Below are 25,330 nucleotides of genomic sequence, written 5' to 3' on the forward strand. Positions count from 1 at the left end.
AAGACGATTCAAGTCCTATTTGGTCTTCTCTTCTATTTTCTCGCGACTCCACTGAAACAATGCACAAATCAATTTCATTAAAGTGAATCTTGAGTACACGCATAGCTTTGTGTTTATCCTGAAGACATTCGATTCGGATTTTCAGGTTGTTTCATTGAGCGAATCACCGATAAACATCGACTTCATATTTATGAATCTGAAAGGAATAATATGAGTCAGTTATTTGAATAACAGGCTTCAAACAATTGCGGGAATCGGGTTGGCAAAATGCAAGCGGGCGGCTTGCGCCGTCCGCTTGCAATCAGCCTTGCATTACCACTGATAGGAAGCGCCTCCGCCCACGGCCGTCCCAGCGGCACTGATGCCGGCCCCGAGCTTCAGCTTGACGTTCGCTGACACGCGCGCCGAGGCGCCCAGTGCCGTTGCCTGATAGCCCTTGTAGTTGGCGGTGCCGACACCGACCGCGATGGTCTTGCCCGGATCGACGTCCGGAATCATCGACAAGGCCGTTGCCGCTGCCACGCCGGCATAGGCGCCGCGTGCAACGGAACTCACCTGGCTGCCGAGCGCGGTGATCTTCTGATCCGTGTAGGCGTTGGCCTGGTTCACGCCCTGCGAGAAGCTCTGGTTCATCTGGCTCAGATTCACGGCGTCGGTGCCCTGGGTACCGGCTGCCACGTTCGTGATCTGGCGCTCTTCACCCGCGGCGCCAACCGACACGGAGTTGTCGCGATCCGCGACCGATCCGGCGCCGAGCGCTACCGAATTCGCCGCCGACGCGCTTGCGCCTGAGCCGACCGCCGTCGCACGCGCTCCGCTGGCCTTGGCGAGGGCGCCCATCGCGGTCGAATGGGTGCCGGTGGCCGCGGCGCCCTCCGTGTCGCGATTGCCTTCGGCTGCCATGAACGGGTTGTTGGCCGCGTTTGCCACGTTGGTCACGGTGCCGATCACCTCGTTCAGCTGACTCACGTTCACGGCATCGCCGCCATTGACGCCGTACGCCACGTTGTGGATGGCGGTGCCTCCGGTGTGCGTCGAGCTGTCGTAGGCGCTGCCGCTCAACGTGATGCTGCTGGTATCCGGCGTGCCGTCCGCATGGGTGTCGTATTTCACGGATGCATTGTTGAGCGCGTTGACGTCGGTCGAGATGTTCGAGACTTCCGTCTGCAGGCTGCTGACCGCCTGATTGGTCGCGTGGAGCTGCGAGCCGTTCACGGCGTCGGTCGAGTCGGCCGAGATGCGGCCGGCCGCGACGTTCGTGACGGTGCGTTCAGCGCCCGCCGAGCCGACGCTCAAGGTGCCGACCGGAGCCGCACCGGCGAACGCGTAGTTCACGCCGTTGATGGCGATGCCCGCCGTCGCGACGGCCTCCGACGTGATCGAGTTCGAACCGAGCGCGATGCTGTTGGCATGAGTCGCCGCCGCGCCCTGGCCGATTGCGATGGCATCGAGACCTGTGGCCGTCGAGTCGTCTCCGGTGCTGTTCGCGTGGAAGTACTTCGTGCCCGTGGCGACAATGGTGCTGATCGAGTTGACCGTGTTGCTGATATCGGCCGTGTTCTGATCCACCGCCTGATTGGTCGCAAAGAGTTGCGAGCCGTTCACCGCATCGGTCGAAGTTGCGGAGAGGCGGCCTGCGGCAACGTTCGTCACGGTGCGTTCCGCGCCGACCGAACCCACCGATAACGTGCTCTGCGCATTGCTGCCTGCGAACGTGTAGGCCTTCCCGCCGATCGTCGCGCCGAGGGTATTCATCACGTCAGCCGTCGTCGAGTTCGAACCGAGCGCGATGTCGTTTGCGTTGGCCGCGACCGCGCCCTGACCGATTGCAACCGAGTCCAGACCGATGGCCGTCGAATCGTCTCCCGTGCTGTTCGCGTGGAAGTACTTCGTGCCTGTGGAAACGATCGTGTTGATCGAGTTGACCGTGTTGCTGATATCGGCCGTGTTCTGATCCACGGCCTGATTGGTCGCATGGAGTTGCGAACCGTTCACTGCATCGGTCGAGCTGGCGGAGAGGCGGCCTGCGGCGACATTCGTCACGGTGCGTTCCGCGCCCAACGCGCCCACCGACAACGTGCTCTGCGCATTGCTGCCCGCGAACGTGTAGTCCTTGCCGCCGATGGTCGCGCTGGCGGTGTTCACCACGGCTGCCGTCGTCGAATTTGAACCGAGTGCGATGTCGTTTGCGTTGGCCGCCACCGCGCCCTGACCGATCGCGACCGCGTCCTGGCCCGTGGCCGCCGAATCCGTGCCGGTGCTGTTCGCGTGGAAGTACTTCGTGCCCGTGGAGACGAGGGTATTGATCGAGTTGACTGCGTTGTTGATGTCGGTGGTGTTCTGGTTGATCGCCTGATCCGCCGCGTAGAGTTGCGAACCGTTCACCGCATCCGTTGAACTTGCCGACAAGCGACCCGCCGCGACATTCGTCACTGTGCGCTCCAAACCTGCCGAACCCACCGATACCGTGCTTTTCGCGTTGCTGCCGGCGAACGTATAGGCCTTGCCGCCGATCGTCGCGCTGGTGGTGTTCGCTACGGCAGCCGTCGAGGAGTACGAGCCCAGTGCTACGTCGTCGGTATTGACAGCGTTCGTGTGGAAACCGAGAGCAGTCGATCTCACCGAAGTGGCCGTTGCCTCTCGTCCCATGGCCGTGCTGTTGTCACTCTGGGCAAGCGAAAGCGCACCTATTGCCGTCGTGTTCTGGCCGGAAGCCGTGGCGGCGTACCCCATTGCAATCGCCGTGTTCCTGTTCGCCAGTGAACTCGTCCCGAACGCTATCGCACTCGTTGCCAGCGCTTGAGCGTCCTTGCCTATCGCGGTTGCGGGGAAGGGGTTGCCGCCGCTGGCGATTGCGTTCAGGCCCAGCGCGATATCCGCTTGAGCCGTCGCGGTCGTTGCCTGACCGATTGCGATCGCGTCGGCACCCAGGGCCACCGAATCCGCCCCCGTGCTGTTCGCGTGGAAGTACTTCGTGCCGGTGGAGACGATCGTGTTGATCGAGTTGACAGCGTTGTTGATGTCGGTGGTGTTCTGGTTGATCGCCTGATCCGCTGCGTAGAGTTGGGAGCCGTTCACCGCATCAGTCGAGCTGGCGGAGAGGCGGCCTGCAGCGACATTCGTCACTGTGCGTTCCGCACCCGCCGAGCCCACCGATACCGTGCTTCCCGCATTGCTGCCCGCGAACGTATAAGCCTTGCCGCCGATCGTCGCGCTGGCAGTGTTCACGACGGCCGCGGTGGTCGAATCGGAACCGAGTGCGATGTCGCTGGCGTTACTTGCCTTGGCGCCCGTACCCAGCGCGACGGATTTCGCTCCAGCCGCGTTGCTGTTGCCGCCAAGCGCCGTCGCTCCACTGGTCGCCGAGGCGCTGTAGCCCGTGGCCACGGAGAACTGGCCGGCAGTGCCTCCTCCCGACGCACTGGCATAACCACCTACAGCCGTATCGCCGAAATTTCCTGACTCAGCGTGATTGCCGAGTGCCGACGAGAAGCTGCCGGTCGCGTGTGCATTGACGCCCACTGCCGTAGCACCGTCAACGCCGGTTCCGGTCGCCTTTGCCATGCCGCCAATCGCCAGATCTCCATTGACCGACGTACTCGCCTGGTATCCGATCGCCACGGTATGACTGCCCGAGGCCGTGGTGCTGGATCCGATCGCGATGGCATTCGCACCCGACGCCGTCGAATCCGCCCCCGTGCTGTTCGCGTGGAAGTATTTCGTGCCGCTGGCGACGACCGTATTGATCGTGTTGACCGTGTTGCTGATGTCGGTGGTGTTCTGGTTGATCGCCTGGTCTGCCGCGTAGAGTTGCGAGCCATTGACCGCATCGGTCGAGCCTGACGACAAGCGGCCTGCCGCAACATTCGTCACCGTGCGCTCCGCGCCCGCCGAGCCCACCGATACCGTGCTTCCCGCATTGCTGCCGGCGAACGTATAGGCCTTGCCGCCGATCGTCGCGCCTGTGGTGTTCGCGACCGCGGCAGTGGTGGAGAAGGAACCCAGCGCCACCGAGTTGTTCGTTGACGCGTTGGCACCGTAGCCAAGCGCCTCCGAGAAGCTTCCCGACGCAATCGCATGTTCCCCAATCGCCACGCCGCCGTTGTCAGACGAGACACGCGCATCCACACCAACTGCCACGCCATTCATCCCGCTCGCCGTGGCTACCGCGCCGATTACGGTGTTGTTGCCATACGCAGCGCTGTTTGCATTAGCCCCCACACCGATGGCAGTACTGCGGCCGGTTTGAAAGTCGCCCCCGGTCGTCGTAGTCAGCGCCTGCGCGCCCGCTCCGATGGCAATGCTGCTCTGACCAGCCGCTCCGCCCGCGCTCGCGCCGTTGCCCATCGCCACCGTGTCCTTGGCGTCCGACAACGCGCCCTGCCCGATCGCGATGGCATTCGCCCCCGACGCCACCGAATCCGCGCCCGTGCTGTTCGCGTGGAAGTACATCGAGCCGGCGCTCTTGACGTTGTTGATCGCGTTGAATGCGTTGGCGATATCCGTCGTGTTCTGATTCACCGCCTGATCGGTGGCGAAGACCTGGGAGCCATTCACTGCATCCGTCGAACTCGCCGACAACTGGCCCGCCGCGACGTTGGTCACCGTGCGCTCCCCGCCCACCGAACCCACCGATACCGTGCTTCCCGCCTTGCTGCCGGCGAACGTATAGGCCTTGCCGCCGATCGTCGCACCGGTGGTGTTCACCACGGCCGCCGTGGTGGAGTTGGCACCCAATGCGACGCTATTCGTCTCGCTTGCTTTGGCACCGTAGCCCACTGCGGTTGCGCTGCTTGCGCTTGCCGTCGAACGTCCCCCGACCGATGACGCAGCGGTGGCCGAAGAGAGGGTGTTCGCCCCGAGCGCGAGCGCGTTATCGGCCGACGAAGTGGAGTCGTAACCCAATACGATTGCTGCATTGACGTTGGCCAGTGCATTCACGCCCAGCGCCATCGTGCCCATCGCAGTGGCTTGCGCATTTCTCCCCATTGCCATGGCAGGGTAAACGGATGCGCCGCTCGTCGTCGCGCCCAGGCCGAGCGCAATGTCCCCGGCGTACCCCGCTGTCGCCGCCTGCCCGATGGCAATCGCATTCGCACCCGACGCCGTCGAATCCGCGCCCGTGCTGTTCGCGTGGAAATACGCGGTTCCGGCGGACTTCAGGTTGTCGATCGCCTGATCTGCCGCGTAGAGTTGCGAACCGTTCACCGCATCGGTCGAGCTTGACGACAAGCGGCCTGCCGCGACGTTCGTGACGGTACGCTCCCCGCCGACCGATCCCACCGATACCGTGCTCTTCGCATTGCTGCCCGCAAAGGTATAAGCCTTGCCGCCGATGGTCGCTTGCGTCGTGTTGACGACGGGCGCCGTCGTCGAACGCGTACCGAGCGCGACCGCGTCGTCGTCGCTGGCGATGGCGCCGTAGCCGAGCGCAACGGAATGGCCACCGGTAGCGGTCGTCCAGCCGCCCAGCGCCGACGCGCCCAGGCCCGACACATTGCTTCTCCCGCCCACGGCCGTCGTGCCGTCGCCCGTTGCCGTAGCGAGCGAGCCCAGGGCGGTCGAATAGTTGCCGCTACTGACGGTGTTCTTCGCATACGCACCGCTGCCAATGGCCACATCGCCGGTATAGACCGTCGTCGCGGCTGGGCCTATGGCAATCGAGTTGCCCCCGCCGCTGGTGGCTGCCTGACCGATTGCAATCGAATCGGAACCTGCATCCACGGAGTCCGCCCCCGTGCTGTTCGCGTGGAAATACTTCGTGCCCGTGTTGACGGTGTTGCTGATATCGGCCGTGTTCTGGTTGATCGCCTGATCCGCCGCGTAGAGTTGCGAGCCGTTCACCGCATCGGTCGAACTCGGGGACAAGCGGCCCGCCGCGACGTTCGTTACCGTGCGCTCTCCGCCCACGGAGCCCACGGATACCGTGCTTCCCGCATTGCTGCCGGCGAATGTATAGGCCTTGCCGCCGATCGTGGCGCCGGTGGTGTTCACGACTGCAGCAGTATTGGAATTGGTACCCAGTGCCACCGAGTTGTTCGTTGACGCGACGGCCCCATAGCCAAGCGCAGTTGCAAAACTCGCCGACGAAATCGAATGTTCTCCGATCGTCACGCCGCCATTGTCCGCCGAGACAAGCGACTCCAGACCAATCGCCACGCCATTCACGCCACTCGCCGTGGCAGCTGCGCCGATCACGGTGTTGTTGCCGTACGCAGCGCTGTTTGCATTGGCCTGCGCGCCAATGGCAATACTGCGGCCGGTATGGAAATCGCCGCCACTCGTCGTCGTCAGCGCCTGCGCGCCCGCGCCGATAGCGATGCTGCTTTGACCGGACGCTCCGCCCGCGCTCGCGCCGTTGCCCATCGCTACCGTGTCCTTGGCGTCCGACAACGCGCCCTGCCCGATGGCGATGGCATTCGCTCCCGACGCCGTCGAATCCGCCCCCGTGCTGTTCGCGTGGAAGTACGTGGTTCCGGCAGACTTCAGATTGGTGATCGACTGATTCGTCGCGTACAACTGTGAGCCGTTCACCGCGTCCTGGCTTGATGTCGTGACATCGCCCGCTGCCAGCCCCTTGATCTTGTGCGCCGTGCCCGTGCCGCCCAGCACGTTGTTCGCGCCGTTCATGTACAGGTCGCTCCACGAGTACACGCCGTTCTGGCCATACATCGTCACATAACCCTGCTTCACGCCGGTAATGAACGCGGGTTCGCTGGTGGTAAAGCCCGCGCCGTTGTTGGTGAACAGCCCCCAGCCATTCTGCACGCCGCCGGAACTCGGAAGCGCGCAGGCACTGCTGTTGATGCCGGTGTCCGTGCCGTTCTCGCAGATCTCGATGCCCGCTGCCCCCATGCTTGCTTCCGCCGGCAGACTGCCGCCGCCCAGTGCCATCGCCAGCGAGCTCACCGCCGCCGATATCGCCTTCTGACTGCGCTTGGTTTTTCCCTTGGCGGTCTCGGGAGCGACCACCCAGTTCCCGATGACATCAGACCAAACAGTGCGGTGTGCCTTATTCATTTTCTGATCCTTATTAATTTGCCCATGGACACGACGCGGTGAAAGCGACATGAATCACGTCGCCCGGATGACGGCAGGCCTCTGCTTCGTCTGATGCCGCTCGCGTGTGGAACTCGCGTCAGCCGGATCGGATTCCGTCTGGAGTTCGTGCTGGAACATTAAGGTTCAGGACTAGTCCCTGAAATGGCACGACTCTTAAAACCGTGTCGCGCGTCGGCAGCGCATCATGGCGCGACGGGGGAATGCGCTCGATACCTCAGCGACGGAGGCGGCGCTTCGGAGCGACTGTCAAGAACTGTGCTGAAGCCCGGCGTAAAGCGCGGGAAAGGACGGGGAGAGGCAGAAAACAACCGAATGAAGGCCACGGCGATCCTGATGCCGAAGCATAAAAAAAACGCGGCGGAAAAGATCCGCCGCGTTTCACACTGCCATCATGCCATCAAGCGCCTGGCGCGCTCAAATCACCGCGCCGCCGACGCATCCGCCACCAGCAGCGCCGTCATGTTGACGATCCGCCGCACCGTGGCCGACGACGTCAGCACGTGCACCGGCTGGGCCGCGCCGAGCAGGATCGGTCCGATTGCGATGCCGCTGCCCGCCGCCGTCTTCAGCAGGTTATAGGAGATGTTCGCGGCATCGATGTTCGGCAGCACCAGCAGGTTGGCATCGCCTTCGAGCGTCGACTCCGGCAGCACTTCCTTGCGCAAGCGCGCATCCAGCGCGACGTCGCCATGCATCTCGCCGTCCACTTCCAGATCCGGCGCGCGTTCCTTCAACAGGGCCAGCACGTCGCGCATCTTCTGCGCGGTCGGCGCATTGCTCGTGCCGAAGTTCGAATGCGACAGCAGCGCGATCTTCGGCACGATGCCGAAGCGCCGCACTTCTTCCGCCGCCATGATCGTGATTTCGGCGAGCTGCTCCGGCGTCGGGTCCGCGTTGACGTGCGTATCGACCAGGAAGATCTGCCGGCCCGGCAGCACCAGCGCATTCATCGCCGCATAGACGTTCGCGCCTTCCTTCTTGCCGATCACCTGATCGATGAAGTGCAGGTGCCGGTGCGTTGTGCTCACCGTGCCGCAGATCATGCCGTCGGCTTCGCCCTTCTTGACGAGCATCGAGCCGATCAGCGTCGTGCGGCGACGCATCTCCAGCTTGGCCATCTGCTCGCTGATGCCCTTGCGCGCCATCATCTTCGCGTAGGTCTGCCAGAAGTCGCGATAGCGCTCGTCGTGATCCGTATCGACCACCGTGAAGTCGGTGCCCGGCGTCAGGCGCAGGCCGAACTTCTGGATGCGCTGCTCGATCACCGCCGGCCGGCCGATCAGAATCGGCTTGGCGATCTTCTCGTCCACAGCGATCTGCACCGCGCGCAGCACGCGTTCTTCCTCGCCCTCGGCGAACACGATGCGCTTCTTCTCCGGCTCCACGCTGCGCGCCAGCTGGAACACCGGCTTCATGGTCGTGCCGCTGTGATACACGAACTGCTGCAAGTGCTGTTCGTAGGCGTCCATGTCCTCGATCGGACGCGTCGCCACGCCGCATTCCATTGCGGCCTTCGCCACCGCCGGCGCGATCTTCACGATCAGGCGCGGATCGAACGGCTTCGGAATCAGATACTCGGGACCGAACGAGAGATCCTGAATGCCATACGCCGTCGCGACGATATCGCTCTGCTCCTGACGCGCCAGTTCCGCGATGGCGTTCACCGCCGCGACTTCCATCTCCTTCGTGATGACAGTCGCGCCGACATCCAGCGCGCCGCGGAAGATGAACGGGAAGCACAGCACGTTGTTGACCTGGTTCGGGTAATCGGTGCGGCCCGTGGCCAGCACCGCGTCCGGGCGCACTTCCAGCGCGAGTTCCGGCAGGATCTCGGGCGTCGGATTGGCGAGCGCGAGAATCAGCGGCTTCGCGGCCATCCCCTTGACCATCTCCTGCTTGAGCACGCCGCCAGCGGAGAGGCCGAGGAACACGTCGGCGCCTTCCATCACGTCGGCCAGCGTACGCGCGCTGGTTTCGCGGGCGAACAGTTCCTTGTCCGGATCCATCAGTTCCGTGCGGCCCTTGTAGACCACGCCGGCCAGGTCCGTCACGAAGATGTTCTCGCGCTTCATGCCGAGATCGACGAGCAGGTTCAGGCAGGCCAGCGCCGCCGCGCCCGCGCCGGACGCCACCAGCTTCACTTCGCCGATCTCCTTGCCGACCACTTTCAGGCCGTTGGTGAGCGCCGCCGCGACGACGATGGCCGTGCCGTGCTGGTCGTCATGAAAGACCGGGATCTTCATGCGCTTGCGGCATTCGCGCTCGACGATGAAGCAGTCGGGCGCCTTGATGTCTTCGAGATTGATGCCGCCGAAGGTCGGCTCGAGCGCGGCGATCACGTCCACCAGTTTGTGCGGATCGCTTTCGTTCAGCTCGATGTCGAACACGTCGATGCCGGCGAACTTCTTGAACAGCACGGCCTTGCCTTCCATCACCGGCTTGGACGCGAGCGGTCCGATGTTGCCGAGGCCGAGCACGGCCGTGCCATTCGACACGACGCCGACGAGATTGCTGCGCGCGGTAAAGCGCGCGGCGTTCAGCGGATCCTCGACGATCGCCTCACACGCGAACGCGACGCCCGGCGAGTACGCGAGCGCGAGGTCGCGCTGGTTGATCATCTGCTTGGTCGGGGCGATTGCGATCTTCCCCGGGACGGGAAATTCGTGATAGTCGAGCGCTGCTTCACGCAACTTGGTATTGGCGGGAGTCGTCATAAGGCGGGCCAGTGGTGCGGGATTTAGAATGGAAGTTCGAACGCATTGTAGCGCCAATCAGCGGGCGTTTCGGGCAGCGGCCCGTGCATTTCGGCTACAACTGCCATGACCGGAAAAGGTCTGATCGCCCGGCCAGGCAAGGCTCGCCGCCTGTCGTTCGAGTTTTTCGAGATACGCTGCGGGCGCCTTCGGGCGACGGCGGGCGCATCTCGCTCCGTTCTTGCAGCGCACAAAAAACCGTTCATCGCAGACCATGCTTTCCGAGTTTTCACTGATAGATCGTTACTTTGCCCGCCGCGCGACGGCGCCCGCACCGCGTCATGCCGACGCCGCCGCGACGCCGCTCGGCATCGGCGACGACTGCGCGCTGATTGCGCCGCCTGCGGGCAGCCAGCTGGCCATTTCGACGGACATGCTGGTGGAAGGCCGCCATTTCTTCGCCGATGTCGATCCGGCCGCGCTCGGGCACAAGGCGCTCGCCGTGAACCTTTCCGACCTGGCCGCGATGGGCGCGGCGCCGCACGCGTTCACGCTCGCGCTCGCCTTGCCGCGCGCCGACGAGGCGTGGCTCGCCGCTTTCAGCGACGGGCTGTTCGCGCTCGCGTCGCGGCATGGCTGCGCGCTGGTCGGCGGCGACACCACCAGCGGGCCCCTCAATCTCTGCATCACGGTGTTCGGCGACGTGCCGCATGGCATGGCCCTGCGCCGCGATGCCGCACGTCCCGGCGACGACATCTGGGTATCGGGCACGCTCGGCGACGCGCGCGCCGGTCTCGGCCTGCTGCGCGGCGAGTGGCAGGCGCCCGACGCCGCCGCGGCCGCCAACTGGCGCCGCGCGCTGGAGCGGCCCGAGCCGCGCATCGCGCTGGGGCTGGCGCTGCGCGGCGTCGCACATGCGGCGCTCGACATCTCCGACGGCCTCGCCGGCGACCTGATGCACATCCTGCGGCGCTCGCAGGTGCGCGCCGTCGTCGATGCCGATGCGGTGCCGTGCTCGGACGCGCTGCGCGCGCTGCCGGATGCCGCGCGCCGTCAATGCGCGCTCGCCGGCGGCGATGACTACGAACTCTGCTTCACCGCGCCGCCATCGGCACGCGAAGCGCTCGCCGAGATCGCGCAGCGTGTGCAGGTGCCGCTGACGCGCATCGGTACAATCGAATCCCCGGGTGAATCCCGGGATGCGGCCGCCCTCGCCTGGCGCGATGTCTCCGGCGCCCCGCTCTCCCTGACGTTGCAAGGCTTCGATCATTTCCATGCAGACTGACCCGACCCTCGCGGGCGAAACCGCCGCGCCGCGCCGCGCAAGCGCGCGCTTCATGCTCACGCATCCGCTGCACATCCTGTCGCTCGGCTTCGGCAGCGGGCTGTCGCCGGTCGCGCCCGGCACCGTCGGCACCCTGTTCGCGTGGCTGTCGTTCGTCGTGCTCAATCCGCACCTGACGGTGGCGGAATGGGGCGCGCTGATCGCCGTAGGCTTTATCGCCGGATGCTGGTTCACCGGCTTTACGGCCACCAGAATGGGCATCGAGGATCCGTCGCCGGTGGTGTGGGACGAGATCGTCGCGTTCTGGCTCGTGCTGCTGCTCGTCACGCCCGCCACCTTCACCGGCCAGATGTGGGCGTTCGTCGTGTTCCGCTTCTTCGACATGGTGAAGCCGCCGCCCATCCGCTATTTTGATCGCCATCTGAAAGGCGGCTTCGGCATCATGTTCGACGACCTCGTGGCCGCGTTCTTCACGCTGCTCGTGATCGCGCTGTGGCGCATGACCGTCTGACCTCCACCTTGACCTTCGGGACCCCCGCCATGCCAACCGACACCGTCGTTCACCAACTTGCGATCCGCGTCGGCAACGCCCTGCGCGACGAGCGGCTGATGCTCGCCACCGCCGAATCCTGCACCGGCGGCATGGTCGCGGCCGCGATCACCGATATTTCGGGCAGCAGCGCATGGTTCGAGCGTGGCTTCGTCACTTACTCGAATCTGGCGAAGACGGAAATGATCGGCGTGCCTGTTGCACTGATCGAGCAGCACGGCGCAGTGAGCGAGCCAGTCGCGAAGGCCATGGCCGAAGGCGCGCTGCGCAACAGCCGCGCGCAGGTTTCGGTGTCGATCACGGGTGTCGCGGGCCCGGCGGGCGGCAGCGAGGCGAAGCCGGTGGGCACGGTGTGCTTCGGCTGGAGCAACCGGCTGCACACGACGGTCGAAACGGTGTTGTTCAAGGGCGACCGCGATCAGGTGCGCACCCAGGCGGCAGCGCACGCGCTGCGCACGCTGCTGGAGTTCATCGATCAGCGCGAGCGGTGAGACCCGCGTGCATCGCATGAGCAACGCACGCGGCGACGCGCCCCGTCCCATCCGTTTCACGCGAGACCAGGTGGCCCGCTGGATGGGCCCGAAGACATTCGACAAGGCGCTCGGCTATGTGCGCGCCGTCGCCGACATCGGTTGGGAGGGAGACATTCTGCGCGCGCGGGTCAAGGGCACGCAGCCGCAGCCCTACGTGGTCGAAATCTCGTTTCGCCAGGAGCGTCCGCACGGCTATTGCTCGTGTCCCGTCGGCCATGAATGCAAGCATGTCGCGGCGACGCTCCTCGCCTGTCTGGAACGCGAGGACGACGCCGCGCGAAACGGAGTGAGCCATGAAGTCGAGCAATGGCTTGCGCGTTTTCGCGCAAGCGTTCAGGCGGCACGGCTGGCGGAGGCGAAAGCATCGAAACCCGCGACGGGTGCAAAACACCAGATTCTCTATGTGCTCACGCTGCCGTTTTCCACTGCGGCCAGTCTCGAACTGACGATACTGAAAGCGCGGCTCGGCGTCGACGGCGACATTCGCGCCGTCGAACCGTGGTACCCGAACTACGCCGCGTCGAACAGCCCGCCCAAATTCGTGACCCGTGAAGACGACGGCATCGTTCGCGCGCTGCGGTCCGAGCGTCAAGCGGCGAACCGTGGTTACGTATTGTCGGGCGCGCGCGGCGCGAAGCTCTGGCACATGATGCTGACGACCGGCCGCCTCTACTTCGAAGCGAATCCCGGCGCCATGCAATTGCTCGCGCCGCTGCGAGAGGGCGCGAGCCGCCGCGCGAACATCGAGTGGAATCCACACGGCGACGACATGATCCTCGCGTCGCTTGAAACCGAGCCCGAATCCAACGTCGTGCTGCCCACCGAGCCGGCTTACTACATCGACCTCGCCACGAGCGAAACGGGCGCCATCGACGCGCCCATGCCCGACGCGCTGCTCGCCGATTACTTGTCCATGCCCGCGCTGACCCCGCAGGAAGCGGACGTGGTCCGCGCTGCGCTCGCCGAATGCGCGCCTGAACTGCCCGCCCCGCCCGCGGACGGCGACATGGGCATGCGCATGATCGAGGCCGAGCCGGTTGCGGTGCTGACGCTGGACACGCTTCTGCTCGATGCGCCCGGCAAGCTCGGCATGCCCCCGACCGAGCTCGACCTCGCGCGCCTCGAATTCGACTACGACGGCCTCGTGATCGCGGCGAACAGTCCCGACATGCTCGTGCGCCTCGCGGGCGGTGAACTGGCCCGCATCGCGCGCCGGCACGATGCGGAAAACAGCTGCGTCCAGCGCCTGCTCGACGGCGGCCTGAAACCGATCTCCGGCGCACCCGTCAGTCGCGACGACTCACCCTATGCAGGCGCCTTCTTCATGCCGGACCGGGACGCGTGGCCGGGCTTCGTCGAGCAGCACGTGCCCGCACTGCGCGCAGCGGGCTGGCGCGTGGTGATCGCGCCGAATTCGCGCTTCGACGTTGTCGAGATCGACGAAATCGATGCCACCGCGCGCGCCTCCGAAGACGGCTGGTTCGATCTCGAACTGGGCATCATGGTGGAGGCGGAGCGCGTGCGTCTCGAACCGCTGCTCGCCGAACTCTTCGCACGCGACCGTCGCTGGCTCAACGGCTCGATCGACACGATCGACGACCGCCATGCCGTCGAATTCCGCACGCAGACGGGCCGCCGTTTCGAGTTGCGCGCAGCCCGCATCAAGCCGCTCGTGCATGACCTGCTCGACCTGTTCGACCGCACCGGGTCCGGCGCTGCGGCGCCCTTGCGGCTGTCGGCGCTGGAGGCTGGCCGCCTCTCCGCAACGAAGCTCGCCGGAACGAATGACACACAGCGCTGGCAATTCGATGGCGACGCATCGCTCGTCGAGCTTGCGCAACGGCTGGGCAACGCCGCCAGGCCGCGCCGCATCGAGGCGCCGCGCGGCCTGCACACCACGCTGCGCGATTACCAGCGCGACGGCCTCGACTGGATGCAGTTTCTGCGCGAGCACGACCTCGCCGGCGTGCTCGCCGACGACATGGGCCTCGGCAAGACTGTTCAGACGCTCGCGCATATTCTGGTCGAGAAGGAAGCGGGCCGGCTCGCGCGGCCGGCACTGATCGTCGTGCCGACGACGCTCGTCAACAACTGGGTCGAAGAAGCGCGGCGTTTCGCACCCGCGCTGAACGTGCTGGATCTGCATGGGCCGCGACGGCATGAACGTTTCGCGGAGATCGCCGCGCATGATTTAGTGGTGACGACGTATCCGCTCGTCTGGCGCGACCGTGACGCGTTGGCGCAGCATGACTTTCATCTGCTGATCCTCGACGAAGCCCAGCAGGTCAAGAACGCGTCCAGCAAGGCGGCGGGCGCGCTGCGCACCTTGCGCGCGCGGCATCGGCTGTGCGTCACCGGCACGCCGCTCGAGAATCATCTGGGCGAGCTCTGGTCGCAATTCGATTTTCTGTTGCCCGGGTTCCTCGGCACGCAGAAGGAGTTTGCCTCCCGCTGGCGGAGGCCGATCGAAAAGCTGAACGACACCACGCGCCGCGCGCTGCTCGCTCGCCGGATCCGGCCGTTCATGCTTCGTCGCCGCAAGGACGAGGTCGCGACCGAACTGCCGCCCAAGTCGACGATCGTGCGCCGCGTCGAACTCGAAGGGCCGCAACGCGATCTCTACGAAACCGTGCGCGCCGCGATGCAGCAGAAGGTGCGCGACGCCGTTGCCAAACAGGGCGTGGCGCGCAGTCATATCCTGATGCTCGATGCGTTGCTGAAGCTGCGGCAGGTCTGCTGCGATCCGTCGCTCGTCAAATTGCCCGGCGCGAAGAAAGGGCAAGGTTCGGCGAAGCTCGCCCTGCTGCTGGAGATGCTGCCGGGACTCATCGAAGAGGGGCGGCGCGTGCTGGTGTTCTCGCAGTTCACGGGAATGCTCGCGATCATCGCGAATGCGCTCGATCAGGCGGATCTCGCCTACGTCACCCTGACGGGCGAAACCGTCGACCGGAAGACACCGGTGCGGCGCTTCCAGGCGGGCGAAGCGCCAATCTTCCTGATCAGCCTGAAGGCAGGCGGAGTGGGCCTGAACCTGACGGCGGCGGACACCGTCATTCATTACGATCCGTGGTGGAATCCGGCCGCCGAGAATCAGGCGACGGATCGCGCACACCGCATCGGACAGGACAAGCCGGTGTTCGTGTACAAGCTCGTCGCAGCGGGCAGCATCGAAGAGAGAATTCTGGCGATGCAGGAGAGCAAGGCAGCGCTTGCGGCGGGCATCCTGTCGGAGAGCGCGAGCCTGACGCAGATGTTTTCCGCCGAGGATCTCGAAGCGCTGTTCGAACCCATCCCCGGCGAATGAGGCCTCGCGTTACCGATACTGATTGATGCTGCCGCGCGTCTTCTTTGCCGCTTCGGCCGCGGCCTCGGCGTAGTCGTCGCCCTTGCCGGCGTAGATGATCGCGCGCGACGAGTTGATCAGCATGCCCGCGCCGTTCGCGGTGCGGCCGGCCCGCACGGTTGCTTCGACATCGCCGCCCTGCGCGCCGATGCCCGGAATCAGCAGCGGCATGTCGCCGACGATGCCCCGCACCGTTTCGATTTCCTTCGGAAAGGTCGCGCCGACCACGAGCCCGAGTTGGCCACTCGCGTTCCACTTCTCCGCCGCGAGCCGGGCGACGACCTGATAGAGCGGCTGGCCGTCGGTGGTGAGGAATTGCAGGTCGGAGCCGCCCGGATTCGACGTGCGGCACAGCACGATCACGCCCCGGCCCTCGTGTTCGAGATACGGCTGGATGGAATCGAAACCCATGTACGGATTGACTGTCACGGCGTCGGCGCGATAGCGCTCGAAGGCTTCCTTCGCGTACTGCTCGGCGGTACTGCCGATATCGCCGCGCTTGGCATCGAGAATCACGGGAATGCCGGGATGGCGCTCGTGAATATGCGCAATCAGCGCTTCGAGCTGATCTTCCGCGCGATGCGCGGCGAAGTAGGCGATCTGCGGCTTGAACGACGACGCATAGGGCGCGGTCGCATCGGCGATGGTCTTGCAGAACTCGAAGATCGCATCGGGACGGCCGTTGAGTGCGCCGGGAAACTTCGCGGGCTCGGGATCGAGGCCAACGCACAGCAGCGATTGAGTCCGCGACCACGCGGTCTGGAGGGTCTGGAGAAAGGACATGGCGGGGATTTCAATGAACGTCGATGCGCCGCATTTTAACGTGCGGCGCATCGCTTCACTCTTGCGTCCCGTTCGCTTCCCGCCGGCTTCAGCGCGCGGCGGTCGTGCGCGTCCGCGCCTTGGCTCCGGCCCGCGTCTTCGGACGGCCGCGCCGCGTGGCCTCGCCGGTCCGTTCGACGGTGAAGCGGAAGGTCCGCGTCAGCCGTTGGCCCGGTTCGAGCGCGGTCATGCCGTGCGCTTCGGCGCCGCCAGGCAGGTTCATCGCGTTGATCGGGTGATCGACCGGTTCGAAGCAGAAGAAGTCCTTGCCGGGCGGCGCGTACAGCACGTAGTAATCGGTGTCGGCGGCGATGGTCAGCGACAGCCGCCGCTTCGGCCACAGCACGCTGGTGCGCCCGCTCCAGCCGGTGAAGGCGTTGTTCACCATGGCGGAGGGCATCGGATAGGCGACGCCGAATTGCCACGCCGGCGGCGCCGGCACGTGCCGCACCGGCAGCCAGTCGTCGCCGCACAGCCACAGGCCGCCTGCCGCCGCCGAGAGTTCGGTGTCGGCCTCGCGCATCAGGAACGGATGCAGGCCGAGCCCGAAGGGCAAGGCGGCGTCGCCGGCGTTCTCGATCTCGAGCGTGACGACGAGGCTCGCCTCTTCCAGCGCAATCGTCTGCGCCGCGCGAAAGGCGTACGGCGTGCCGTCGCTGCGATCGAGCGTCAGCCGCACGCGTCCGTCGTCCTCATCGCCCGTGTCGGCGACTTCCCACGCGCCGAGCCAGCCGTCGCCGTGCAGCGGCAGCGGTTCGCCGGCGCGGTTGCAGGGCACGTCGATCGCGCGGCCCGAGAACTGGAAGCGTCCGTTGCCGATACGGTTCGAATACGGCAGGAGCGGATAGCACGCGAGCTGATTGGGATCCGTATCGGGTCCGGGATCGATGCACGGGCGGAAGATCGGCACGAGCGCGCCTTCGTCGCGCCAGTCGAAGCGCGTGATGCCGCCGCCCAGCGCGGGCGCCAGTTCGAGCCGGAGATGCGGATTGGAGAGCGTGATGCGGGCTTCGGTGCGCGTGCCACCCATGGCGATCACGGCCGAGGCCGGACCCGGCCGGACGGGCGGCTCGGTGGCGGCGGCCAGACGCGAGCGGCGCGCCTGGGCTTGAAGCTGGGACGTCGATGCAGGATTCGGTCTTGGTGCTGTGCGGGCAACAGTCATGACGCGTGCTCCATCGAGAGGCGAAGAACCCGGCGCGGCCGGGACGGGTCGGGCGGCGCGTCATCGCGCGCCGCCTCGAATGCTGTTGTCAGGCTCGGCCGGCGAACGCCGTTTCCGCGAGACCGCGCACGCCGGGCGTCGCGACGAACACGCCGCCTGCGTGGGCATCGCGACGCAGCGCGTCGTCGTCGAGACCGATGCGCGCGCTGGTCACGAAGAGCGTGGCGAAATCCTCACCGCCGAACGCGGTGCAGCTTGGCTGCGTGGTGGGCACGTCGATGCGCGCCGTCTCGCGGCCGTCGGGTCCGTAGCGTACGACGCGCGCGCCGCCCCATTGTGCATTCCACAGCCCGCCATCGGCGTCGACGATGGAACCGTCCGGCACGCCGGTCATATCGGTGAGTTCGACGAATACGCGGTCGTCGGTGAAATCAGGATAGTGGCATGCGCGGATCTGGCGCGTGGGTGAGTCGCAGTAGTACATGGTCTTGCCGTCGGGCGCGAAGCCGATGCTGTTCGAGATCGCGCACGCAGCGAGCGGCAGGCGCTCCAGCGAAAGATCCGGATTGAGCCGATAGAACCCGCCGACGGCTTGCGCGTCTTCCACGTCGTGCTTGGTGCCGAACACGAAGCGCCCGTCGCGGTCGCAGCGGCCGTCGTTGAGTCGCGTTGGCAGACCGGCTTCGACTTCCATGATGGTATCGATGCGGCCGCTTGCGATTTCATAGAACGCGAGCCGCGACGCGAGGCCGAGCAGCAGAAAGCGCGAGTCGGCGCAGGGCGCGAAGCATGCGAGTCGCTCGGGCATGTCGAACGACTCGCTGGAACCGTCGAGCGGATTGCAGCGCCATAGCCGGGCGCCTTCGATGTCGGTCCACCAGAAGCGTTGGCTGGCGGCGCACCAGGTTGCGCCTTCGCCGAGCGCGCATTGGCTGTCGATCAGAAGCCGGGCGGAAGAGGTGTCCATCAGGCCCAGCCTCCGTCGACGATGATGTCCTGCGCGGTGATCATGGCGCTGTCGTCGGAGGCGAGGAAGAGCGCGGTGCGCGCGAGGTGTAGCGGCAGCAGTTCGCCGCCGATGCATTGGCCTTGCTTGATGGCTTCGCGGCCGGCGTCGTCGAGCCACAGGCGCTTTTGTTTTTCGGTCATGACCCAGCCTGGCACGAGTGTGTTGACGCGGATGCCGAACTTGCCGAGATCGCGCGCGAGGCCGCGCGTCATGCCTTGTACTGCCGACTTGGCGGTGGTGTAGACGGGGAAGTTGCCTTGCTTGAGCATCCAGCTGACCGAGCCCAGATTGATGATGGAACCGCCGCCGAGTTGCTTCATGTCGTCGATGACCGCCTGTGCGGCGAAGAACTGATGACGGATGTTGACGGCGATGCCGGCGTCGTAGGATTCGGGCGTGACGTCCTCGATGGCGTGACGCTTGTCGTTGGCGGCGTTGTTGATGAGCACGCCGATGGGGCCGAGGGTGCTGCGGACGTCGGCGATGCCTTTTCGCAAGGCGTCGATGTCGGTGAGGTCGACGTTCAGGAACGTCGGGCGGGTTTGGTTTTGTTGCAATGCCGCGGCGAGGCGGTCGGCGAGTGCTTCACCCGCTTTCGTGTCGATGTCGAAGAAGGCGACTTTCGCGCCTTGTGCGAAGAAGTGTTCGACGAAACCCTCGCCGATGCCGGTCGCGCCGCCGGTGATCAGGATTGTTTTGCCCGACAGGCTGGGGTAGGTCGCAAGTTTGGGTTCGGGTTGGGGCATGGTTTGGAGATCAGTGGGTGGTTTGGGTTGCCCCTGCCCGGGGGCGGGGGTCTTCGCTTGGCGTTCTTTTCCTTCGCCTGCGCTTCCATGGACTTCCCGTTATCACGTCGGTCTATTAGCACTGCCCCTCCCCGGGGCGGGGGTCTTCGCTTGGCGCTCTTTTCCTTCGCCCGCGCTTCTATGGACTTCCCGTTATCACGTCGGTCTATTAGCACTGCCCCTCCCCGGGGCGGGGGTAACTTTCTTTGCTGCTGCAAAGAAAGTCACCAAAGAAAGCAGCTTTTTTTCTCGCCCAGCGTCATTTAGCGGCACGACACAGAATTGCCTCACTGGCCCGGCAGTAGCGAGTGCCCTCAAAGGCCTCACCGGGCGTGGATCGCGGACCCACTATGCAACCGCGCCCTCAATCACACTGGTACAGCCCCTCAAAGCTCCGGCGCTGCGCTGCGCGCCGCCGACCGGTCAATCGGGTCTGCCCGTGCTTCCTTGCTAACGGATCCATCTCATTGTTCGTGCCTCCCGCCGGATTCCTTTGCATACCCTTCGGCAGCGCGGAGCGCTGGGCCGGAACTTTCAGGTGCTGCACCAGTTCGTTAAACGGCAGTTTGTCTCAGTGGGTCCGCGATCCACGCCCCGTTTGGCCTATGAGGGCACTCGCTAGTGCAGGGCCAGAAACATCGTTCTGTGCTGCGCCCATTTGATGACGCTGGGCGGAAAAAAAAGCTGCTTTCTTTGGTGACTTTCTTTGCAGCAGCAAAGAAAGTTACCCCCGCCCCGGGGAAGGGCAGTGCCAATAGACCGACGCGAATACAGGAAGTCCATAGAAGCGCGAGCAAAGAACCAAGCGCAAGCGGACGCAAAAACCTTAATCCCTCGAACCGCGATTCTTCAACTGATCAAGCAAGACAGCAGCAAGCAAAATCGCCCCTCTCACGAGATACTGATAAAACGCATCGATATTGAGAAGATTCATCACATTCTCAACCGTGCCCATAATGAGCACGCCAATCACGACGCCGGAGATCGTCGCTCTCCCGCCCAACAACGAAACCCCACCCAACACACAAGCCGAGATCACATTGAGCTCAAACCCTTGAGCAGCATTCGGCTGCCCCGACGTAATCCGCGATGCGAGAATCACCCCCGCCAGCGCAGTCACCGCGCCTTGAATCAAAAAGATCCAAACCCGCGTCCGCTCGACATTAATCCCCGCAAGCCGCGACGCCTCCGGATTACCGCCAATCGCCAGCGTGTTACGCCCATACACAGTCTGGTTGAGCAATACGCCAAAAACGATGAAACACGCAAGCGTGACCCAGATCGGCAGGGAAATCCCGAACATCGCAAGTCCGCCCAGCGCAATGAACGTATCCGACGACACGCCCACCGCCTGCCCGTGCGACACAATGAAACCCAGCCCACGCACAATCTCCATCGTGGCCAGCGTGGTAATCAACGCATTGATGCGCAAGTACGCAATCACCGCGCCGTTGACGAAACCAATCACCGCCCCCGCCGCCACCGCCGCAACAATCGCAATCGCCGTGTTATCCGTCGCGTTCAACACCATCGCGCACAATACGCCAGCAAATGCGATCGTCGAACCCACCGAAAGATCGAAGTCGCGCGATGCGAGACAGAACATCATCGTGCACGCGACCATGCCGATCTGCGAAATCGACAACGCCAGACCCAGCATGTTCTCGATCGAGAAGAAGTGATCGACAGTCGCCGACATCGTCACGAACATCACGATGAAAATCACGATCAAACTGTATTCAGTGATCTGCTGCCACCACTTCTGTTTGTCACTCTTCTGCGGGATCAGCGTATTCGCCACCGTCTCGGCCGCCTGCCCCACGATGTTTTCTCTAGCTTCCATGTTTGACTCCTCTCTTGTCCTTTCCGTCGCCGTCCGGCCGGCTCACGCCGCCTGCGCCACGCTGTCCGACTGCGGCAGCGCAAGACTCAGCACCGCCTGTTCATTCGCCTTCTCACGCGGCAGTTCGCCCGCTATGCGCCCCTGCCGCATCACCACGATGCGATCCGACACACCCAGCACCTCCGGCAACTCCGACGAAATCATCACGATCGCGCAGCCCCGTTCCGCCAGCTGATAGATGACGTTGTAGATCTCATGCTTCGCGCCAACGTCGATGCCGCGCGTCGGCTCATCGAGAATCACGACCTTCAAATCCGGCTCCGCCAGCCAGCGCGACAGAATCGCCTTCTGCTGATTGCCGCCCGACAAGAACCGGATGCGCTGCCTGCGGCTCGGCGTCTTGATCTTCAAGAGTTCGATGAAACGGTCCGCCGTCTGCGCTTCCTTCTTCCGGTCGAGAAACAAGCCACCGCGCAAATAGTGCCGCCGGCACGAGATGTTGATGTTCTCGGCGACCGTCGCCATCGCGACAATGCCCTCTTCCTTGCGGTCCTCCGGACACAGCACGATGCCGTGACGAATCGCCTCGCCGGTGCTGCGCACCTTGATCGGCTGGCCGTCGAGCGCAATCGCGCCGTCCTTCTTCTTGTCCGCGCCGTAGACGAGATGCATCAGTTCGCTGCGGCCCGCACCCACCAGCCCGAAGAACCCGACAATCTCGCCACGCTTCACTTCGAAGCTCGCGGGCGCGCTCAAAGCCGGGCCCTGCACGTTCTTCACGGAGAAACGCACATCGCCGAGCGGGCGCGCGCGGTAGTTGTAGATATCGCTGATCTCGCGGCCGACCATCTCCTGCACCAGCGTGTCGCGCGGCACTTCAGCAAGCGACAGATGCGAGGCAATCTTGCGCCCGTCGCGGAAGATGGTGCACGTGTCGCACAGCTCGTAGATCTCGTCCATGCGGTGCGAGATGTAGATCAGCGCACGTTTGTCGGCCTGGAGATCGCGCACCAGCTTGAACAGCACTTCGGTCTCGCGATGCGAAAGCGAACTGGTCGGTTCGTCCAGCGCAATCACGCGCGCATTGCGCAGCAGCGCCTTGCAGATCTCCACCATCTGCCGCTGCGCGATGGAAAGCTTGCGCAGCTTCGCGTTCGGATCGAGATCGACGCCCATCGCCTCAAGCCGTTCGGCCACGTGCTTCCTGGCCGCGCGCTTGTTGACCCAGCCGAGCCGGTTCGGCAGCGCGCCGAGCAACAGGTTCTCGGACACCGTCAGGTCCGGCACGTACTGCAATTCCTGGTGAATCACCGCGATGCCCGAGGCGATCGACGCCGCCGCGCTCGCGAAATGCACTTCCTTTTCATCGATGAGCACACGCCCCGAATCGGGCTGGTACTCGCCGCCGAGAATCTTGAGCAAGGTCGATTTGCCCGCGCCGTTCTCGCCCATCAAACCGTGAACTTCGCCGGCGTTGACGTCGAACGACACGCCGTCGAGCGCGCGCACGCCTGGGAACACCTTGCCGATATTGTCAAACCGCAGCGTCGCTGACACATCGCCTCCTGATTTCATCGGCGGGCCACGCACGCGCGGCCCGCTTGCTGCACGAAAGACTTAGTTCGACGCCAGACCCATTTGCTGACGCACCGAAGCCACGTTGTCACGCGTCGCCAGCATGCCGGTCGTGAGCGTCAGCGGCGGCGGCGCCTTGCCGTCCTTGATCCACGCGTACATCAGTTCCGAGGTTTCTTCGCCGTGACGCTTCGGGCTGATGATGACGGTGCCGAAGAAGCCGGTCGGGTTCGGCTTCTTGAACTCGTTCAACGCCGAGTCCGAACCGCCAATGCCGATGCCGATCATGTTGTCCGCCTTGAAGCCCCGGCCTTCCGCCGCGCGCACCGCGCCGAGCACGCCTTCGTCGTTCAGCGCGTAAGCCACCCAGTGCTTGAATTGCGGGTTTTTCGTCAGCGCGATGTTGGCCGCGTTGAACGCGTTCTCGGTGTCGGTCTTCGCCTGCGGCGCCATCACGATGTTCGCCTTCGGGAAACCGGCGGCGACCAGCGCGTCAGTGGCACCCGAAGTGCGGTCATGCGCGGTCGGCAGCTGTTCGTAAGTCACGTCGATCGCGCCGACATCCTTCATGTCCCAGCCGCGCTTCTTGATCTCGGCGGCAATGCCGTCACCCACCTGCTTGCCGATGTTGTATGCCGAGATGCCCATGTGCGGCACCGATTCGATCGGCTTGCCCGAGCCGTCGACGAGACGGTCATCGACCGTCATCATCTTGAGCTTGTCGGCCTTCGCCTTCGCGACGATGCCCGGCCCGAGCTTCACATCCGGCGTGCAGATGATGAAGCCCTGCGCCTTCTGAGCGGCGAGGTTGTCGATGGCGCTCATCACCTTCTCACCCGACGGCGCGCCGATCTTCACGAGCGTGAAGCCCTTCTCCTTCGCGGCCATTTCGGCGAACTTCCACTCGTCCTGGAACCACGGCTCTTCCGGCTGCTTCACGAGGAAGCCGATCTTGACGTCGTCGGCGGCCTGCGCGACCGGCGCCGCGATCATGGAGGCGCTCGTGGCCGTGGCGGCAGCGATCAGCGTGAGGAACAGTCTGCGTTTCATCTTGTGTCTCCTGACTTTTTCCGTTATTTCAAAGATGCCCGCGTGCGGGCGCTACGAAGCTACGAAGGTGTGTGGCCGCTTTTTTTCATGTGTGATGTCGCACAGCGGCCAGTGCGTCATTCTTCTCATCTGAATCAGTCGTGGTACAGCGCGCTGCGCCCGCCATCCACCGTGATGCAGCTCGCGTTGATGAACGGCGCCTCGTCCGACGCCAGGAACACGGCCGTCATCGCCACTTCGCGCGGCTGGCCGATGCGCTTCATCGGCTGCAGGTCGAGCGTCGCCTGACGCGCGGCCCGCGGATCGTCCTGTGCATCCCACCAGTCCAGCGTCAACTGCGTCTCGATATAACCCGGCGCGATCGCGTTCACGCGCACGTTGTTCGGCGCGTACTCGATGCCGAGCGCACGCGTCAGGCCGATCACGCCATGCTTTGCCACCGGATACGGAAAGCAGCCCGGGATGATCTTGAAACTGTGCGTCGACGCAATGTTCACGATGCTCCCGCGCCCGCGTTCGACCATGCCCGGCAGCACCGCGCGACAGCCGTTCCACACGCCGTCGAGATCGACGGCGAAGCAGCGGCGCCAGTCGTCGTCGGTCATGGTGAGCGGATCGCAGAACACGTTGATGCCGGCGTTGTTCACCAGCACGTCGAGCGGGCCGAGCCGGGCCTGCGCCTGCTCCACCGCGTCCTTCACCGATGCGCTCTGCGTCACATCCGTGCGCAGCGCGAAGACACGCGCGTTGTTCGTTTCCGCCGCGATGCGTTCGGCCGTGGCCTGCGCAGTGTCGATGTCGAGTTCCGCCAGCACCACCGCAGCGCCTTCGCGCGCGAAGGCCAGCGCGATCGCCGCGCCGATGCCGCGTCCCGCGCCGGTGACCATCGCCACCTTGCCGGCGAGGCGGCTCATTTCTTCTCACCTCCGTGTTCACCTCGCGCCAGCGCCAGTCCGTCGATGAACGCCTTCGCGTGATGCGCGGTCACCTCGGCGTTCTGTCCCGGCTTGTACAGCGCCGAGCCGAGACCGAAACCATTCGCGCCGGCCGTCAGGAACGGCCCCATGTTGTCGGGAGAAATACCGCCGACCGGCACCAGCGGCACCTCTTTCGCAATCACTGCGCGCCAGGCCTTCGTCACGGTCGGGTCGAGCTGCTCGGCCGGGAACATCTTCAGCACGTCCGCGCCCGCCTTCAGCGCGAGAAACGCTTCGTTCGGCGTCGCGACACCCGGCGCGCACGCCATGCCCTGCGCCTTCGCGGCGCGGATCACGTCGGCGTCGCTGTGCGGCATCACGATCAGTTCGCCGCCCGCGGCCTTCACGTTGTCGACGTAGCTCGGATGCAGCACGGTGCCCGCGCCGATGATCGCGTCGTCCGGCAGCGCCTGGCGGATGGCCGCGATGCTGTCGAACGGCTGCGGCGAATTGAGCGGCACCTCGATGATGCGAAAGCCCGCTGCATACAGCGCGCGGCCGTGATCGGCGGCTTCGGCCGGCGTGACGCCGCGCAGGATCGCGACCAGCGGGCAGGCGGCGAACGCCTTTGCCAGGCCGCCGTGCATGCCGTACGGCGCGGGCAGGTTGATGGGAGGCTGCATGTCTCGTGACTCCAT

At 64.8% G+C, this 25,330-nt stretch carries 15 protein-coding genes; 4 read left to right on the forward strand and 11 right to left on the reverse strand.

Annotated features, from left to right (window positions below; all coding sequences use genetic code 11):
- Window positions 1-312 precede the first annotated feature (312 nt).
- Window positions 313-7,020: a YadA-like family protein gene (locus QCE88_RS14190; protein WP_309902853.1), complete on the reverse strand. Its 6,708-nt coding sequence runs from the start codon at window positions 7,018-7,020 to the stop codon at window positions 313-315.
- Between the two features lie 461 nt (window positions 7,021-7,481).
- On the reverse strand, window positions 7,482-9,776 hold the full coding sequence (locus QCE88_RS14195; RefSeq protein ID WP_309902855.1) for an NADP-dependent malic enzyme: 2,295 nt from the start codon (window positions 9,774-9,776) through the stop codon (window positions 7,482-7,484).
- A 253-nt stretch (window positions 9,777-10,029) separates the two neighbouring features.
- Here QCE88_RS14195 and thiL point away from each other — a divergent pair, with 253 nt between their 5' ends.
- From thiL to QCE88_RS14215, 4 genes are read left to right on the forward strand one after another with little or no spacing between them, the layout of a single operon-like run.
- Window positions 10,030-11,040, forward strand: coding sequence for a thiamine-phosphate kinase (gene thiL, locus QCE88_RS14200; RefSeq protein WP_309902857.1), 1,011 nt, complete (start codon window positions 10,030-10,032; stop codon window positions 11,038-11,040).
- Complete coding sequence (locus QCE88_RS14205; RefSeq protein WP_309902859.1) at window positions 11,030-11,551, forward strand: phosphatidylglycerophosphatase A; 522 nt, start codon at window positions 11,030-11,032, stop codon at window positions 11,549-11,551. The genes thiL and QCE88_RS14205 overlap by 11 nt, the downstream gene beginning before the upstream one ends.
- A 29-nt stretch (window positions 11,552-11,580) precedes the next feature.
- Window positions 11,581-12,081: a CinA family protein gene (locus QCE88_RS14210; protein ID WP_309833348.1), complete on the forward strand. Its 501-nt coding sequence runs from the start codon at window positions 11,581-11,583 to the stop codon at window positions 12,079-12,081.
- Between the two features lie 16 nt (window positions 12,082-12,097).
- Entirely contained in the window at window positions 12,098-15,427 is a 3,330-nt protein-coding gene (locus QCE88_RS14215) for a DEAD/DEAH box helicase (RefSeq protein WP_309902861.1), read from the forward strand.
- Between the two features lie 9 nt (window positions 15,428-15,436).
- Here QCE88_RS14215 and pyrF read toward each other — a convergent pair whose 3' ends face one another.
- The 9 genes from pyrF to QCE88_RS14260 form a co-directional block, all read right to left on the reverse strand.
- Window positions 15,437-16,249, reverse strand: coding sequence for an orotidine-5'-phosphate decarboxylase (gene pyrF, locus QCE88_RS14220; protein ID WP_309902863.1), 813 nt, complete (start codon window positions 16,247-16,249; stop codon window positions 15,437-15,439).
- An 88-nt stretch (window positions 16,250-16,337) separates the two neighbouring features.
- A complete protein-coding gene (locus QCE88_RS14225; protein WP_309902865.1) occupies window positions 16,338-17,453 on the reverse strand; it encodes an aldose 1-epimerase in 1,116 nt (371 codons plus the stop codon).
- An 88-nt stretch (window positions 17,454-17,541) separates the two neighbouring features.
- Entirely contained in the window at window positions 17,542-18,420 is an 879-nt protein-coding gene (locus tag QCE88_RS14230) for an SMP-30/gluconolactonase/LRE family protein (RefSeq protein ID WP_309902867.1), read from the reverse strand.
- Complete coding sequence (locus QCE88_RS14235) at window positions 18,420-19,208, reverse strand: SDR family oxidoreductase (protein WP_309902869.1); 789 nt, start codon at window positions 19,206-19,208, stop codon at window positions 18,420-18,422. Before QCE88_RS14235 ends, QCE88_RS14230 begins: the two co-directional genes overlap by 1 nt.
- Before the next feature lie 865 nt (window positions 19,209-20,073).
- A complete protein-coding gene (araH, locus tag QCE88_RS14240) occupies window positions 20,074-21,090 on the reverse strand; it encodes an L-arabinose ABC transporter permease AraH (protein WP_309902871.1) in 1,017 nt (338 codons plus the stop codon).
- A gap of 42 nt (window positions 21,091-21,132) precedes the next feature.
- Entirely contained in the window at window positions 21,133-22,647 is a 1,515-nt protein-coding gene (gene araG / locus QCE88_RS14245; RefSeq protein WP_309902873.1) for an L-arabinose ABC transporter ATP-binding protein AraG, read from the reverse strand.
- Between the two features lie 60 nt (window positions 22,648-22,707).
- Window positions 22,708-23,715 carry an arabinose ABC transporter substrate-binding protein gene (locus QCE88_RS14250; RefSeq protein ID WP_309809827.1) on the reverse strand — a complete coding sequence of 336 codons (1,008 nt, stop codon included), beginning with the start codon at window positions 23,713-23,715 and terminating at the stop codon, window positions 22,708-22,710.
- A gap of 134 nt (window positions 23,716-23,849) precedes the next feature.
- A complete protein-coding gene (locus QCE88_RS14255) occupies window positions 23,850-24,629 on the reverse strand; it encodes an SDR family oxidoreductase (protein WP_309902876.1) in 780 nt (259 codons plus the stop codon).
- Window positions 24,626-25,315, reverse strand: coding sequence for a 2-dehydro-3-deoxy-6-phosphogalactonate aldolase (locus QCE88_RS14260; protein ID WP_309902878.1), 690 nt, complete (start codon window positions 25,313-25,315; stop codon window positions 24,626-24,628). The genes QCE88_RS14255 and QCE88_RS14260 overlap by 4 nt, the downstream gene beginning before the upstream one ends.
- Between the last annotated feature and the right edge of the window lie 15 nt (window positions 25,316-25,330).

Source organism: Caballeronia sp. LZ035 (assembly GCF_031451175.1).
Taxonomy (GTDB): domain Bacteria; phylum Pseudomonadota; class Gammaproteobacteria; order Burkholderiales; family Burkholderiaceae; genus Caballeronia.

Coding starts and splice junctions, on each gene's coding strand:
- pyrF (WP_309902863.1), bottom strand. CDS start 16,249: ATGTCCTTTCTCCAGACCCTCCAGACCGCGTGGTCGCGGACTCAATCG.
- QCE88_RS14210 (WP_309833348.1), top strand. CDS start 11,581: ATGCCAACCGACACCGTCGTTCACCAACTTGCGATCCGCGTCGGCAAC.
- QCE88_RS14225 (WP_309902865.1), bottom strand. CDS start 17,453: ATGACTGTTGCCCGCACAGCACCAAGACCGAATCCTGCATCGACGTCC.
- QCE88_RS14230 (WP_309902867.1), bottom strand. CDS start 18,420: ATGGACACCTCTTCCGCCCGGCTTCTGATCGACAGCCAATGCGCGCTC.
- thiL (WP_309902857.1), top strand. CDS start 10,030: ATGCTTTCCGAGTTTTCACTGATAGATCGTTACTTTGCCCGCCGCGCG.
- QCE88_RS14190 (WP_309902853.1), bottom strand. CDS start 7,020: ATGAATAAGGCACACCGCACTGTTTGGTCTGATGTCATCGGGAACTGG.
- QCE88_RS14255 (WP_309902876.1), bottom strand. CDS start 24,629: ATGAGCCGCCTCGCCGGCAAGGTGGCGATGGTCACCGGCGCGGGACGC.
- QCE88_RS14260 (WP_309902878.1), bottom strand. CDS start 25,315: ATGCAGCCTCCCATCAACCTGCCCGCGCCGTACGGCATGCACGGCGGC.
- QCE88_RS14195 (WP_309902855.1), bottom strand. CDS start 9,776: ATGACGACTCCCGCCAATACCAAGTTGCGTGAAGCAGCGCTCGACTAT.
- QCE88_RS14205 (WP_309902859.1), top strand. CDS start 11,030: ATGCAGACTGACCCGACCCTCGCGGGCGAAACCGCCGCGCCGCGCCGC.
- araH (WP_309902871.1), bottom strand. CDS start 21,090: ATGGAAGCTAGAGAAAACATCGTGGGGCAGGCGGCCGAGACGGTGGCG.
- QCE88_RS14215 (WP_309902861.1), top strand. CDS start 12,098: ATGAGCAACGCACGCGGCGACGCGCCCCGTCCCATCCGTTTCACGCGA.
- QCE88_RS14250 (WP_309809827.1), bottom strand. CDS start 23,715: ATGAAACGCAGACTGTTCCTCACGCTGATCGCTGCCGCCACGGCCACG.
- QCE88_RS14235 (WP_309902869.1), bottom strand. CDS start 19,208: ATGCCCCAACCCGAACCCAAACTTGCGACCTACCCCAGCCTGTCGGGC.